Source organism: Methylobacterium terricola (assembly GCF_006151805.1).
GTDB lineage: Bacteria > Pseudomonadota > Alphaproteobacteria > Rhizobiales > Beijerinckiaceae > Methylobacterium > Methylobacterium terricola.
Window position 1 is genome coordinate 1 of record NZ_VDDA01000060.1, and the last position, 14,679, is coordinate 14,679.

The following is a 14,679-nucleotide window of genomic DNA, read 5'->3' on the forward strand; positions in this document are numbered from 1 at the left end:
CTCGGCCTCGACGAAGAAGCGACGCGTCTCTGGCCCGATCGCCAGTCGCTCGTCGAGTACGGCGCGGGTCTTGGCGTTCCAGGACGGGCCGTCGCGCTTCGCCAGTACGTCGTAGCCGGGATAAAGGTCTCGTCTGGGAAGCATGCGGCCCTCGGATTAGAGGCGAAGCGGACGGTGCTCGAGGAGTTCGAGGGCGGCGAGGCCGCCGAGCGCCACGCCGGAGAAGGAGGGGGGAGCCGGCAGCGGTGGTCCGTCGATCAGGTTCTGGCGCCAGTTGTCGAAGCCGCCCATCATCCGGGCGACGCCGTAGGCGTGGAAGGCGACGCCGCCGATGCCCATGGCGGAGACCGCCCACATCCCCCACTTCGCACCGACCTGGCTCGCGCCCTCGGACTTGCCGGCGGCGCGGACGAGGAGGGCTGCCGCAAGCGGCGGCAGGGTGACGGGCACGAACATCGCGGGGTTCTGGAAGGCGCCGCGGAAATGCAGCAGCCCGGCCTCCAGGGTCGTGCCGGCGAGCATGCCGGCGGTGGCGAGCGCCAGCATGCGCCCTGCCGGCTTTCCGCCGAGGCGGGGTTCGTCGGGATCGGCGTCGCGCACCCGCTCGGCAACGATGCCTAGGAGGCCGGCCAGCGTCAGCGCCATCGGCGCGCCGATCGGGGCCGAGTAGAACAGGTTCTGAAGGGAGTACCCGCCCTCCCGCTTGCCGACGTTGTAGGCGTGGAAGCCAAAGCCAATCAGCCCGGTGAGGCCCGCCAGCGCTTGCGCCGTGTGCCGGACGCGGGAACTGCCGGGATCGGTGTCGCCGGCACCGTGCAGGGACGAGGCTAGGGTGATGCTCGAGACGATGACCGGCGTGTACATCGCCCGGTTGAAGAACTGGCCGCGATAATGCTCGAGGCCGGAGTCGAACAGCACGGAGGCGGCGAGCATCGAGGAGGCGTGGTTGAGGCGCTGCGCGGCGCTCGCCGTCACGGCGCTGCCGCGCGGGCTGTAGCGGCGCCCCTCTGATGAGTCACCGGCCGGGGAAAGGCCGAGGCGCTTCGAGCGCCCGGCGGCGAACCAGGTCAGCAGGCCGGCACCCGCCGCGACCGCGGCGAGGACGACCACCGGATGGATGGCCGCCTCGACCCGCACCGGAGCGACGCGGCGCTTCATGACGGCTCCGGGCGTGAAGCGGCGCTCGGGCGGGCGGGGGCCGCGATCAGGCAGCGTAGGCATCGGCGGCCTTCGTCTTGAGAGTGAGGCCATGGCCCGGCCGGGTCAGGTCGGGAGCGATCGCGCCGTCCCGCGGCACCGGCGCCCCGTCGAACAGCATCTGCTCGATGCGGACGTGGTCGTGGAACCACTCGAGGTGCCGGAAGCGGGGTGCTGCCACCGCGACGGGCAGGTGCAGGGTGGGGGCGCAGTGACCGGAGAGGTCGAGATGCGCCGCCTCGCAGAGGGCGGCCATCTTGAGGAAGCCGCTATAGCCGCCGCAGCGGGTCACGTCCGCCTGCGCCACATCGACAGCACCGGTACGGATCAGGCGCTGCAGGTCGTCGAGGGTGTAGGCGTACTCGCCCGCCGCGATCTCCAGACCGGCAGGCGCCGCGGCACGGACGAGCGCCATCCCCTGGGGATCGTCGCTGGTGACCGGTTCCTCGAACCACGTCACGCCGAACGGCTCGGCGGCCCGGGCCATCGTGAGCGCGCGTTTCGGCGTGAAGGCGCCGTTGGCGTCGATGAACAGCTCTGCGTCGCCGATTACTCCCTTCACCACCGCCATCCGGGCGGGGTCGCGCGCCGGCTCGCTGCCGATCTTCATCTTCACCGCCCGGCAGCCATCGCGCGCGACGAAGGCCTCGAGCTGCTCGCAGAGCTGCCGGTCGTCATAAGTTGTGAAGCCGCCGCTGCCGTAGATCTCGGCGTGCTCCCGTACCCGGCCGAACAGGGTCGCCAGCGGCAGCCCGAGGAGGCGAGCCTTCAGGTCCCACAAGGCGGTGTCGAGAGCCGAGATCGCGCTCGCGGCGAGCCCGGAGCGGCCGATATTGCGCACCGCCCCCCACAGGACCGCGTTAGCACGCGGGATGTCGAAGATCGAGAGGCCCGAGAGCCGCGTCGCCAGCGTTGCTTCGATCAGGGGCACGACGCTAGCGTCGGTGTAGCTGTAGCCGAGGCCGGTCTCGCCCCCGGCCTCGACGTGGACGACGACGATCGTCGTCTTGTCCCAGGCATAGGTCCCGTCGGCCTCGGGCGCGTCGGTGGGCACGGTGAAGGCTCGCGCCCGCACCGCCCGGATCGTCGGATCGTCACGCATGGTCGTTGTGCCGGACCCAGCCTTCAACTCTTGCCGCTGGGCAGAACGGAACTCAGCACTTGGCGTGCCGTATCGACGAGGAGGTGCCGCTCCTTCGGATCGCCCTTGCCGAGCATCGACATGTAGTTCTTCACCTGCTCGAAGGTGAAGAACGGCGGCAGCGGCGGCACCTCGGGATCGGTCTTGACCTCCAGCACCACCGGCACCGGGCTCGCCAGGGCTTCGTCCCAGGCCGCGCCCATCCTGGCGGGATCGTCGACGTAGATCCCGCGCAACCCGATCAGCTCGGCGAACTTGTGGTAGGGTACGTTCGGGATCGTCTGGCTCGCCTCGAATTTCGGATTTCCTTCCATCACCCGCTGCTCCCAGGTCACCTGGTTCAGGTCCTCGTTGTTGAAGACGCAGCAGATCCAGGTCTTGTTGGACCAGCGATGCATGTACTTCGACACTGTGATCAGCTCGGCCATGTTGTTCATCTGCATGGCGCCGTCGCCGACGAGCGCGATCACCGGCCGGTCCGGATGGGCCACCTTGGCGGCGATGGCGTAGGGCACCGCCGCCCCCATCGAGGCGAGGCCACCCGAGAGCGAGCACATCTGGCCGCGCCGCATCTTCAGGTCGCGGGCGTACCAGTTGGCGCAGGAGCCGGAATCGGACGTCACGATCACCCGGTCGGGCATCCGCGGCGACAACTCCCAGGTTACCCGCTGCGGGTTCACCGGGTTGGCCTTCGCCATCGCGCGATCCTCGGCCTCCTTCCACCAGGAGGCGACGCCTTTCTCGATGCCTTTGCGCCAGGAGCCACCCTCCGCCTTCTGCTCGAGCAGCGGCAGGAGCGCGCACAGGGTCTCGGCCGACTCGCCCTGGAGCGGCACCTCCATCGGGTAGCGCAAGGACAGCATCTCCGGCGCGAGATCAATCTGCACGCCGCGGGCCTGGCCTTCCTCAGGGAGAAACTCGGCCCAGGGGAAACCGGAGCCAATCATCAGCAGGGTGTCGCACTCCGCCATCATGTCGGAGGAGGGCTTGGAGCCCAGGAGCCCGATCGTGCCGGTGACGAAGGGCAGGTCGTCCGGGAGCGCGGCCTTGCCAAGTAGCGCCTTGGCGACGCCGGCCTGCAGGCGGTTCGCTACCGCGATCACCTCGTCGGTGGCGTGGAGCGCGCCGGCGCCCACCAGGATCGCCACCTTCGCGCCGGCATTGAGCACGTCAGCGGCCCTGCGGAGATCGGCCTCGAACGGCACGACCTTCGGGGCGGTCCAGCCTGTCCCTGAGAAGGTATTGCCGTGCTTGCGCACGGGGGCTTCGTAGGGAACGTCCTGCAGGTCGTTCGGCAGGATGATCGCCGCGACCTTGCGCTCGGCCTTGGCGATACGCATCGCCCGATCGACGATATGGCGCACCGAAGCGGGGGAGGCCGCCTGCTGCACGTAGGCCGCCACGTCCTTGTAGACGCTGGTGAGGTCGAGTTCCTGCTGGTAATGCGCGCCGTTGACGTTGCGCGCCTGCTGGCCGGCGATGGCGAGCAGCGGTACGTGGTCGGAATAGGCGTCGTACATGCCGGTCAGCAGGTGCGTCGCCCCGGGGCCGGAGGTGGCAAGGCAGACGCCGACCTCGCCGGTGAACTTGGCGTAGGCGGTGGCCATGAAGGCCGCCATCTCTTCGTGCCGGACCTGGATGAACTCGAACGGCAGGTCATTGCGCTGTAGGGCGCCGAGCAGGCCGTTGATGCCGTCGCCCGGGTAGCCGAAGATCGTCTTCACTCCCCACTCGGCGAGACGCTTCCAGAAGAAATCGGCGACGGCTTCGGCCATGGCTGCTCCTCAGGAGCCGTGCGCCATCGCGAACCCGATCGGGGGCCTGCGGTGGATGCGGCGACCGGCTCTTCAACGTGCCCTTGGGGCATTGCCTCTGTCGCGGGGCTAACCGGCATACTCTGGGGATGTTCCTGGCGGAGATGTTTCCATCTCGTGTCATATGTTTCCGGCACTCCTGGGCGGCGCCAGGGTTCGTGCCTAGTCGGCTTCAGTCGCTGGCGAGGTCGAGGGCGTAGAGGTGCTGCCCAGAGGTGATGAACAGCCGCCGCTTGTCCGGGCCGAAGCAGCAATTCGAGCATGTCTGCGGGGTTGGGATCAGCCCGAGCCGGTCGCCATCCGGAGAGAAGACCTGCACCCCAGACCCGGAACTCGTCCAGATCCATCCACGGTGGTCGACCCGAAAACCGTCGGGCACGCCGGGTTCGATCTCGGCGAAGACGCGTGGCTCGCCGAGGCCGGCATCGTTACGAACTGGGAAAGCCAGAATGGTGTGCCCGTCGCCGCCCTCGGTGCGCGAGGTATCGCTGACGTAGAGCGTGCGACCGTCCGGTGAAAAGGCGAGCCCGTTCGGCTGGCCGAGATCGGCCATGCGCCGCACGCTGCCCGTGATTGGGTCGAACCGGTAGACGCTGTAGTGTCTGAGATCCGACTCGGCCAAAGCGCCTTGCCTGGGCAGGCGCAGGCCGTAGACCGGATCGGTGAACCACAAGGCGCCGTCGGCAGCGCAGGCGACGTCGTTCGGCGCATTGAAACGACGGCCTTCGAAAGCCTCGACCACCACGGAGGAGCGTCCATCGGGCGTGGTGCGGGACAGGCGGCGGTTGCCGTGCTCGCAGTGGATCAGGTCGCCGTTCTGGTCGACCGTGTTGCCGTTGATGAACGGCGCCGCGTCGATCACGACCCGCACGCAGCCGTCCGGGTGCCAGCCGAGCACGCGCCGACCCTCGATGTCCGACCACACCAGGATCCCGCGTGCGGGCCACCATACCGGTCCCTCGCTGAAGACTGCCTGATCGTAGAGCGAGACGAGACAGGCCTGGGGCGGGACTGCTTCGGTGAAGCGTGGGTCGAACGCCTTCGGCGGATCGACATCAGGGACGGGCTCCGGCGGACCGGGCTGGCGCAGCAGGTTCGAGGCGGGTTCGGCGCTCATGAGTCCTCCGCGATCGCATCTCTCGGCGGGGCGCGATGGAGGGGCATTCCAAGGCAGCCTTGCAGGCAACAACCGGCGCCGACTGATCTTGTTCGCACTTCAGAAGCAAGGACAGTAGCGTTCTGTTGCGCCCCTGATCACCGCAAGGGTCCAAGTGTTTCCTGCTGAGCTTGAAGTTTTCTCACTCGCCGCGCTGATGATCGGGGCGGTCGGCACGTCTTCATGCGGTTCAACGGGAGCCAAGTGGACAAGCCGTGGACACGATCACAGCCGTTCCTGTCAAACGGCTGCTGTTGAGCCACGAGCGGCCATTCTGACGGTCTCCGATAGATGTCTGGAACTACCGCGGATTTGCGGTTCAACACTTGCTAGCTGAACCGCCACTACCCACCGGTTCTGGACAGGACGGCCAGACCTGTTCAAAACCTATCTTCCGCAAGTTCCGGACAGACCACTAGTTCCGGTCAGGGTTTTCGGACAAACCTGCCTCACGCCCTGCATCTTCGCATACCTCCGCGTCTCGACCTCCGGCCAAACCACCGATAAGCGTCATTCTCGAAAGTTTGAGAGGGCATGGGTGAGAGCGTTTGACGGCTCACCGGTGGCCCACTGCCGCGTTTCGGTCGCGGAGTGTGCCGTTTGGCAACTGGGTGAGATTGGCTCCGTTCCCGTCATACGAATTGCCTGGGATGGTAACCTTCCGCTAAAGCGCAGCCATCCCGATCAGCACGACCCATCCAGCTGAGCAGAACGGCCAGGCATGCCCAACTCCTTCGGCCTCAACCGCTCGCTCGGCGGTGCCATCTCGGCCATCGCCGTTGTGTCGCTCCTCAGTAGCGGGGCAGTCCTATTCTCTTTGGATCAGCTGCACGTTGCCACCGAGGCGCGAGGTCGCTCGAGCCAAATCATTCGGGTCCTTGGCGAGTTCCGCACCGCCATGGTCGATCAGGAGACGGGGCTACGCGGTTACCTGCTGACAGGTCGTACGAGCAGCCTGGAGCCGTATCGCGCAGGAAAGCCGGCCCTGGATGAAGCGGTCCAGCATCTGCGCACCTTGATCGGCGGAGATGCTGAGACGTCGCGCTTACTAGCCGACGCCATCACGGCAGCTCGCACATGGCAGCACGATATCGCCGAGGCAGCGATTGGTAAGGCACCCGATCTAGCGACGCGTCCCGAAGCCGTCCGCATTGAGGCCGACGGCTCAGGCAAAAAGCTGTTCGACGCCTTCCGTGAGAAGCTCGCCGCCATCGAGGCTGTCGAAGAAGCCAATCGTGTGACGCAGAATGCGCGTCTCGCGCAGGCCGAGCGTGCTGCAAACCTGACGCTGTGGTTTGGCACATTGCTCACGCTTCTGATCTGCGTGGCCATTGGCATGGCTATCAATCGCCTCATCGTCCGGCCACTCGGAACCGTGATGGCCTTCGTCGAACACGTCGGTACGGGCGATCTGACGGGTCGTGTCACCGTAAGGAGCCGAAATGAGATCGGTCGGCTTGGCACGACCCTGAACTCAATGGTCGCAGGCCTGACCGATCTGGCTCAGACCAGTCGCACCTCGACCTCGAACCTCAACGCCGCCGCCGCCGAGATCCGCGCCTCGGCCCAGGAGCAGGCCGCGAGCGTCGAGGAGCAGTTCGCCGCCGTGCAGGAGACCGCCGCGACCGTCGACGAGATCACCCATGCCGGCGCCCAGATCGGCAAGCGCGCCCAGGAGGTCATCGCTACCGCTCAGGCCACCGCGCAGACCTCAAGCGCGGGCCTACGCGCTGTCAACGAGACCGCCCGCGCCATGGACGCGATCCGCGAGCAGAGCGAGGCGGTGGCGGAGAACATCGTGGCGCTCAGCGAGAAGACGCAGGCGATCGGCGAGATCATCGCCACGGTCAACGACGTCTCCGAGCGCACGCATCTGCTCGCGCTCAACGCCGCCATCGAGGCGGCTGCAGTAGGCGAGAGCGGGCGCAGCTTCGCGGTGGTGGCCTTCGAGATGAAGGCGCTCGCCGACCAGGCCAAGGAGGCGACCGGCCAGGTACGCGCCATCCTCGGCGACATCCAGCGCGGCATCAACGCCTCGGTGATGCTGACGGAGGAAGCGGTCAAGCGCGTCGCGGTCGGCAAGGAGCGCACCGACATCACCCATGCGACGATCGAGGAGATCACCGCCCGGGTGCAGGAGAGCGTGCAGACCTTCCAGCAGATCGTCGCCTCGACCAACCAGCAGCAGCTCGGCATCGAGCAGGTGATGGGCGCGCTCCAGAACATCCGCCAGGCGAGCCAGCAGACTGCCGCCGGCACCCGCCAGGTCGAGGCCGCCGCTGCCAACCTGAGCGAGCTCGCCAGCGCCCTCCTGGCGCTCGCCGAGCGCTACCGGCTCTGAGCAGTAGGTTGCCGTTCGGATAGTACAGAGAGATTGCGAAGTAGGCCGATTATAAAAACTAGGATGGTGTGTTTCGAACTCCCTTGCGCGTACACAAGGCCAGTGTGCGCTGCTGTGCGCAGCACGTGAAGATCCAAATGAGAGGTCCGGTCATGGAGCCTCGCGATGGACAGTTAACAACGATTGGGGGCTCCGGATTAGTTGGCTTCATGGTCTACGTATCTGCGCCATTTGAGGAAATGTTGCCAGTAAATCAGATACTTTTCGCAATAAATTGTGCTCTACTGACCATGATAATTTTGGTGCTTGCGGTTCAGTGGCGGAGAGACAAGACGTGAATGCTGTTTTTCAGATGTTGGTCCCCTCCGCGATTTGAGTCCTCAATCGCGAGCCATCATGTCGATGACCTTGGTGCCAAAGCCCCGGTCTTACCTGTCGAGGTCGCATCCCTCGTCGAGACTTACAAGCGGGCATCGAAGGCCAATGCGGCTGTGCGGGCCTACAGGGGCGATGCCGAGTTGCTCCAAGCTTGGTGTCGCCGCTATGGCTTTCGATCGCTGCCAGCGACCCCTGAGGTCGTGGCCGGCTTCCTGGTGGCGGAGGCGGAGGCGCGCTTGCTACATAGAGGCATGCCTCGCGGCAATCTCCTTCAGCCAGCCCCGTGTTACCACCCATGGGTCGTATCGAGCATCGCTCCCGCGATCTCGCGTAACAGGCAGGCCGGGCCGGCGCAGTCTGAACAGCTTCCCGTTGTGCCCTGGCCTGCCGCTCTGAGTATTCCGAGTGCCGCCTTAGTGCAGCCCAGCGCCCAGACACCTGCCCGCTATATCCGCCATCGAGAGGGCGAAGCTCGCCTTCCCGTCTTCGGCGTCGATTATGAGCACGCCCTTGAGCCAAGCGTCGCAGCGGTCGGGGAAGCTGAGGAGTGCCCTGCCTATGTGCCAGGCCTGGGCGAGCGCAGCGTTCTCGTTGGCAAGCTCGATACCTATGCCGCTCTCAACGCAGCGATCGTTGACTAGGAGGCTGAAGCGGTAAAGGGGCATTGCGTTCCAAAGAGGGATCCTAGCGCTAAAGCAAGCGCCGTCTCGGGGGCACCATACCGCAAATCCATAAGACTGCTAGGGACCCCCTCATTCTTCAACAATGTCAGACTTGCCAGCAGGCCGGTAACGCTGCGATATTATCAGTGCATCCAATTTGATTGCACGCAAGGCTATTAGATGGGAAAACATGCCGTCGCACTGCACTCCCCCGTCAGCGAGGCCGGTGGGCTGGGCCACCCCCCGAAATGGCTCGGCCCACCGTTCGGAGTTTCCCGCCGCGCCCTGGCACATCCTGAAGGGCCTGCCCCGGCTCGGCGGCAGCCTGGTGCCCGCGTTACGCCTCTACCGGGTGCCGGGCTGCCGCCTCTTCGCCCCTAGCCTGCCCTCACGCCTCCCACCGCGCCAGGGCCGCCTCTGCCTCCGCAGGGCTGCCCTTGATGCGATAGACCGTCTGGCGGCTGAGGCCAGTCGCGGTGGCGACCTCCGAGACCCCCTGCCCCTGGCCTAGAGCCCCCTGCACGGCCTCGAACTGCTCCCGCGTGAAGCTGGGCTTCCTCCCTCGATAGGCGTCCTCGCGGCCCTTGGCGTGGTTCATCCCGGCCCTCTGCGCCTCCTTGGTGGGCTTCCGCCTGCGCCTGCGCCGTGGCTGCTATGAAGCCGATCAGGGCGTCCCTCACGGCCTGCTGCATCGGGTCTCGCCCGCATCATGGATCAGTCCGGGAACCGGGATACCCGGACGGTCGTCGGTTACATCCGCCGGGCGAACGCGTTCAAGGGGCATTCGGGGAGTGGGTTTCTGTAGGACGACGATCAGCGTTCGCTTCGCTCCTGGCTCTTGCGCAGAGCCTCCGCCCGCTTCCTCTGCTCGTCGTCGTTCAGCGGCAGGCCTATGCCCTCGGCTGCCTAGGGCGGGATCATCTCGTCCGGCTTCGACCGCGGCGGGGTGTCATCGCGGCGCTTCGGTCGATCCTGGCTCGGTCCGCGCGCGTTCGCCCTGCGTCTGCTCGCCGTTCATCGCCATGAAGTCGCGCGCCCAATCGTAGGCGGCCCAGATCAGACGTACAGCGCAACTTAAAACGGTATAAATATATTCATTCTTTATAAACAAAAATATTTATTCATGTATAAACAGAATATACATCAAATATTTATTAAAATATATAGAAAATATCTATCTAATTGTCGAGGCAAGCCCATAACATGCCGTGAACGCATCCGATGACATAGGCTTACCAAATAGGTAGCCTTGCCCCTCCTGACATCCTTTCGCCCGCAGGCGCATGGCCTCGGCCTCTGTCTCAATGCCCTCGGCGATCACGGCAAGCTTGAAACCGTGTCCGAGCTGCAGGATCGCCCGCACGATCGTCCGATCCTGCTCCGAAGCAAGCATCCCAGTGACGAATGAGCGGTCGATCTTAAGCCGTGTCAGCGGGAAGCGTTTCAGGATGCTGAGTGAGGCGTAGCCCGTGCCGTAGTCATCGAACGCGATACCAACGCCAGCCTCGTGCAGTTCACGCAATGCCATGACCAGCGCGCCATCGTGTTGCAACACGATGGTCTCGGTGATCTCGAGTTCCAGGCCCGCAGGAGGTAGGCTTGTATCACGCAGGGCAGCCGCCACCTTCTCAGCGAGATCGCCACGCTGCACTTGCGCGCTGCACAGGTTCACTCCGACGCGGAACTCCGGTGCGCCCGCCTCGCGCCATCGTACTGCCTGTGCGCACGCCGTGGCGAGCACCCAGTCGCCGACAGCTGCCGCGTAACGGCTGCTATCCAGTACGTCGAGGAACGCGCCCGGCGCGAGCAGCCCACGCTCGGGGTGCTGCCAGCGGATCAACGCTTCAGCGCCGACCAGAGCCCCGTCGCCGAGCCGCACCTGCGGCTGGTAGTGCAGCACGAACTCGCCGCGTTCGAGGGCTCGACCCAGTTCATACCGACAAGTGCGGATGCGTTGTGCCTCCTGCCGCATTGCGGGAGCAAACAGCCGGCAGCAGTCTCGCCCCGCGTTCTTGGCCTGGTACAGCGCGAAGTCAGCGCATGAGAGAAGCTCGTCAGCGGTATCACCGTGCGCTGGCGACAAGGCTATGCCGATGCTAGCACTGAGACGGAGCGTTTGGCCCTCGTACTCGATTGGTGCGGTGATGGCAGAGATGACAGCCTCTGCTACCGTGCTCGCTCGCAGTCGATCGCTGAGGTCGGACAGCAGGAGCACGAATTCGTCTCCGCCGAGCCGCGATGCCGTATCGGTCGGGCGGATGCTGCTGAGTAGGCGAGCGGCTACCTCCCGGAGGACGGCGTCTCCGGCGGCATGGCCATGACTGTCGTTGATCTCCTTGAAGCCGTCCAGGTCGAGCATCAGCACCGCTACGGGACGGGCCGCGGCGGTGATCGCGCCTAGACGATCCCGCAGCACTGTCCGATTGGGCAGCTCGGTGAGCGGGTCGAGGTGCGCGAGGCGGAACAACTGCTCCTCGTTGACCCGCCGCTCCCGGATGTCGCGCACGATCGCCCCGAACGCGGTCCGCCCGTCTTCGTGCCACTGCGATAGCGACAGCTCAATCGGGAACTCAGTGCCATCCGCGTGGCAGGCAGGCAGCTCAACGGTCTTGCCGACCAGCCGAGGTTTGCCGCCGCCAGCAACCCGTTGCAGGCCGCCGCCGTGACCGCCCCGCATCCGTTCGGGGACGATCAAGTCGATGGAGCGTCCAATCGCGTCTGCGGTGCTGTGGCCGAACAGGCGTTCAGCGGCAGCATTCCAGACGGTGATGGAGCCTGTTGCATCGGCGCAAATAATGCCGTCGGGCGAGGTCGACGTAATTTGCTCGAAACGCGATTGGCCCGCGCGCCGTGCAACCTCGAGCCGCCGCAGCTCCATGCGGTCGAGGATGAGATCGGCGAGTTGCTGCAGGATCTGTCGGTCGGGCTCAATGAAGGAGTTGCGGGGTTGGGCATCAACCAGACAGAGCGTGCCGATAGCATGACCGGAAGGCGTCGTTAACGGGATGCCGGCGTAGAACCGAATGTAAGGCGGCCCGGTAACGAGGGGATTGTCTTGGAACCGAGGGTCCAGGGTAGCATCGAGAACGACAAGGGTGTTGGTCTGCGCGATGGTGTGCGAGCAAAACGCGACCTCGCGACTGGTTTCGCACAGGCTGAGACCGACCTTAGCGTGGAAGACCTGCCGTTCGCGATCTAGAAGGGAGACGAAAACGCTCGACACCTGGAACAGGCGTGCGGCGAGGGCAATGATATGGGTGAAGCTTGGCGCGGGAGGTGATCCGAGAAGGTCGTACTCGGCGAGGGCGGCAACCCGGGCTTCTTCGTCGACGAGGAGAGTTCGCGGTCGCATCGATTGATCGAGGTTGGAGGCTGACCTGGATACTGCCCAGGAGTTGTTAAAGGATAGCTTACGGTTGGGTTGGCTCGCCAGAAGCCTCTACGAGCGTAACGAGCGGACAATGGGGGTGAGCAGACGTTGCATTATCCCAATCGCAGAGGCAGCGTCCGCAACCCATTCCGCAGCCGCAGCCCATCCCAGTCTGTAGTATTTCTCAGCGCTACCTTGAGTGCTGATTTAGCAACAGGTTCGTGGATCAACTTTCCACTAAGCGGAGCACCCTGTGTGCTTCACTGGCAATGCGGGTAGCGGAGCGAGTGCAGTTGCGACCGGCTTCTTTGGCTGCATACAGCGCGGCATCAGCGCTGCGGTATAGGTCACCCCATGATGCACCATCCTTAACCGGTCCGACCGCTACGCCGATACTAACTGTGACAGCCCCCGGGCAGATGCCGGCAGAGGAGATGCCAAGCGTCGCCACCTCCTCATGGATCTTGCCGGCGATGCGCAACGCGCCGTCAGCGTCAGTCTCGGGGAGCACCACCACGAACTCCTCGCCGCCGATCCGCGCCACAAGGTCGTCAGGCCGGTGGACGCTCGAAGATATGCATCGTGCCAGCCCCTTCAGGACCTCGTCGCCAATCGCGTGTCCGTAGCGGTCGTTGCAGCGCTTGAAGTGATCGGCGTCGACCACGAGGAGCGAGAGCAACTCCCCTGTGCGCTGGGCTCTGTCCCAGGCCGTCCCGAACACCTCCTCGAAACGGCGGCGGTTCGGCAGTCCAGTTAAAGCATCCGTGCGCGAGAGCCGGGCGAGTTCAGTTTGTAGTGCGTCGCGACGGCGCAGGTCGCGTCCATACAACAGCGACAGAAAAACGGTCAGGCCGCAGAGGGTCATGACGACTACGCCGATGACGAAAGCCTTGGTGCGCCAACCGGCCTCGATATCGGCTGTCGCCAAAGCCACATTGAGCACGAGCGGCAGACCACCGACCTGAGTGAAGGCGTAGTGCCGCTCAATCCCGTCGCGCACCGAGGTGCCGACAAAGCTGCCAGAGGGGGCGCTTACGAACCGTCGGAAGGTCGGGGCATCGGCGATATTCACACCGATGTCCGCCTCTTCGTAAGGATGGCGCATGATGCGCGTTCCGTCGCGCAGGTAGAGGTTGATTGCGCCATCCTGACCGAGGCCGATCTGATCGAACAAATGGCTAAAGTAGGACAACTGCAGACTGCCAAGTACAATTCCGCCGAAGGAGCCGTCCGGCTTATTAATGCGTCGGCTTAGAACCATTATGCGCGATCCCAAAAGACGCGAGAATATGGGCTTGCTGATGTGCAGGCCGAGGTAGGGGTTGGCTTTATGTGCTTGGAAGTAGTCGCGGTCACCGTTGTTGAGCCGACGAGCAGGCCAGCTGGCCGCGTCAGCGACGCTATCGCCATTTTCATTGAGGACGAGGATAGCGCCTAAATCGCGTGCGGTAGCCGCACGATCAAACAGAATGAGTTGTCGTATTTGTGGAGTAACCTCCGCCACGCCGGGTGTTCTAAGGTTATCAACAACGGCTTGGAGGATCAAGTCAACGATCTCGATGTTGCGGGCGATATCACGCTCAATAACTTGTAACAGGTTGCGGGAGGTTTGATCTGCCTTGTCCCATGCGTCCCGGCGCAGGTCGAGGAGCATGAGCCCGGACACGACGAGCATGCCGATGGGCGCCAGAACGCCGAGCGCGATCCAAGTGCGGGCGGAGCGAAGCTGCCGGGCCAGGCGGGATGGCAAGACCATCAACGGGTACTCTTAATTTGATTTATGATTTCTCTGACTATAACGCAGACAAAGATTAATAATTAATTCTGATGAGGGGGTGAATGGGCGGTTTATCTGTTGGATACTGAGGTGCTGGGATATGCGGCGGCGCGAGCCTCCCCAGATTATTTAGGCAGTTGTTTGAAGAGGTTACACCATGCGGGGCGCCGGCTTACGCTTCGACGTAGCCGAGGACGATAACTGCAAGGGTGTTCATGGATGGCTGGCTCGCCGAGCCACGCCTTTCGGCATCAGGCCGCCGGATACGACCCCTGGAACAGGTCGCCCATGGCCTTGCGCCGGAACAGCGTGCGCCAACGGCGGCGCTGATGCTTGTCGCGGTCGTGCAGCATGTGACAGCGCTGGCAGAACGCCGCCAGGTTGGCGTCCTGGTTGTTGGCGGTGTCGTGGTCGCGATGGGCTGCCGCCAACACTACCCTGGTGATCCGAACCTGGGGAAGCAGGTCCTCGTCGCGTAGCCGCTGCCGGAGTCTGCGTCCCTGGCCGTCCCGCCATCCCGAGATCTCGGCATCCCACCACCGCCCATCGCCGAGGTGAAAGATCCCGCTGCAGGTGCGGACGGGCGCATTCCTCGCACCGGCCCCGGGCTCGGCGGAAGCGGATGGCGTCGGAGAGTTGCGGCCAGTCGATGGGATAGAAGAAGCGGTGCTCCGGCCGGATCGGCATCCCTGCTCCTCGAGTCGGCGGGTTCGCTTTCCGGGGGAGCTTAGCAGCGCCTACGATAAAGCCTAGCCTTATGGGAGATACCGAGTGTGTGCTGCCGAAGCCGGCTACGCTGGAGCGTCGAAGCTCACAGGAGGTGTGACGAAGCCGCCTAAATGG

The 14,679-nt window shown here is 64.5% G+C and carries 8 protein-coding genes and 2 pseudogenes; 1 reads left to right on the forward strand and 9 read right to left on the reverse strand.

The genetic code is table 11. The features are described 5' to 3' along the window. Nucleotides 1–156: 156 nt before the first annotated feature. The 4 genes from FF100_RS35590 to FF100_RS35605 all read right to left on the reverse strand — a co-directional run bounded on the left by FF100_RS35590 (nt 157) and on the right by FF100_RS35605 (nt 5,269). Nucleotides 157–1,158: a hypothetical protein gene (locus tag FF100_RS35590; protein WP_246102753.1), complete on the reverse strand. Its 1,002-nt coding sequence runs from the start codon at nt 1,156–1,158 to the stop codon at nt 157–159. 46 nt (nt 1,159–1,204) lie between these two features. Next, nucleotides 1,205–2,299, reverse strand: a complete 1,095-nt coding sequence (locus FF100_RS35595; protein ID WP_139040723.1) for an enolase C-terminal domain-like protein — start codon at nt 2,297–2,299, stop codon at nt 1,205–1,207. Nucleotides 2,300–2,322: 23 nt separating this feature from the next. Further along, entirely contained in the window at nt 2,323–4,113 is a 1,791-nt protein-coding gene (locus FF100_RS35600; RefSeq protein ID WP_139040724.1) for a thiamine pyrophosphate-requiring protein, read from the reverse strand. A gap of 211 nt (nt 4,114–4,324) precedes the next feature. Next, nucleotides 4,325–5,269 (reverse strand): SMP-30/gluconolactonase/LRE family protein, encoded by a 945-nt coding sequence (locus FF100_RS35605; protein WP_139040725.1) that lies wholly within the window; start codon nt 5,267–5,269, stop codon nt 4,325–4,327. A 760-nt stretch (nt 5,270–6,029) separates the two neighbouring features. Here FF100_RS35605 and FF100_RS35610 point away from each other — a divergent pair. After that, complete coding sequence (locus FF100_RS35610) at nt 6,030–7,649, forward strand: methyl-accepting chemotaxis protein (RefSeq protein ID WP_139040726.1); 1,620 nt, start codon at nt 6,030–6,032, stop codon at nt 7,647–7,649. A 791-nt stretch (nt 7,650–8,440) separates the two neighbouring features. Here the strand turns inward: FF100_RS35610 and FF100_RS35615 are convergent. The 5 genes and pseudogenes from FF100_RS35615 to FF100_RS35640 form a co-directional block, all read right to left on the reverse strand. Then, a complete protein-coding gene (locus FF100_RS35615) occupies nt 8,441–8,692 on the reverse strand; it encodes a hypothetical protein (protein ID WP_139040727.1) in 252 nt (83 codons plus the stop codon). Between the two features lie 385 nt (nt 8,693–9,077). Further along, nucleotides 9,078–9,390, reverse strand: a pseudogene (locus FF100_RS35620) (helix-turn-helix domain-containing protein); the annotation flags it as partial. A gap of 473 nt (nt 9,391–9,863) precedes the next feature. Then, a complete protein-coding gene (locus tag FF100_RS35630; RefSeq protein ID WP_139040728.1) occupies nt 9,864–12,041 on the reverse strand; it encodes a sensor domain-containing phosphodiesterase in 2,178 nt (725 codons plus the stop codon). A 244-nt stretch (nt 12,042–12,285) separates the two neighbouring features. Next, complete coding sequence (locus tag FF100_RS35635; protein ID WP_139040729.1) at nt 12,286–13,815, reverse strand: sensor domain-containing diguanylate cyclase; 1,530 nt, start codon at nt 13,813–13,815, stop codon at nt 12,286–12,288. 272 nt (nt 13,816–14,087) lie between these two features. After that, nucleotides 14,088–14,523: pseudogene (locus FF100_RS35640) on the reverse strand (hypothetical protein). Nucleotides 14,524–14,679 lie beyond the last annotated feature (156 nt).

What these genes read in the sequence shown, in the direction of transcription:
- FF100_RS35590 (WP_246102753.1), bottom strand. Translation starts at nt 1,158, where the DNA reads ATGAAGCGCCGCGTCGCTCCGGTGCGGGTCGAGGCGGCCATCCATCCG.
- FF100_RS35595 (WP_139040723.1), bottom strand. Translation starts at nt 2,299, where the DNA reads ATGCGTGACGATCCGACGATCCGGGCGGTGCGGGCGCGAGCCTTCACC.
- FF100_RS35600 (WP_139040724.1), bottom strand. Translation starts at nt 4,113, where the DNA reads ATGGCCGAAGCCGTCGCCGATTTCTTCTGGAAGCGTCTCGCCGAGTGG.
- FF100_RS35605 (WP_139040725.1), bottom strand. Translation starts at nt 5,269, where the DNA reads ATGAGCGCCGAACCCGCCTCGAACCTGCTGCGCCAGCCCGGTCCGCCG.
- FF100_RS35610 (WP_139040726.1), top strand. Translation starts at nt 6,030, where the DNA reads ATGCCCAACTCCTTCGGCCTCAACCGCTCGCTCGGCGGTGCCATCTCG.
- FF100_RS35615 (WP_139040727.1), bottom strand. Translation starts at nt 8,692, where the DNA reads ATGCCCCTTTACCGCTTCAGCCTCCTAGTCAACGATCGCTGCGTTGAG.
- FF100_RS35630 (WP_139040728.1), bottom strand. Translation starts at nt 12,041, where the DNA reads ATGCGACCGCGAACTCTCCTCGTCGACGAAGAAGCCCGGGTTGCCGCC.
- FF100_RS35635 (WP_139040729.1), bottom strand. Translation starts at nt 13,815, where the DNA reads ATGGTCTTGCCATCCCGCCTGGCCCGGCAGCTTCGCTCCGCCCGCACT.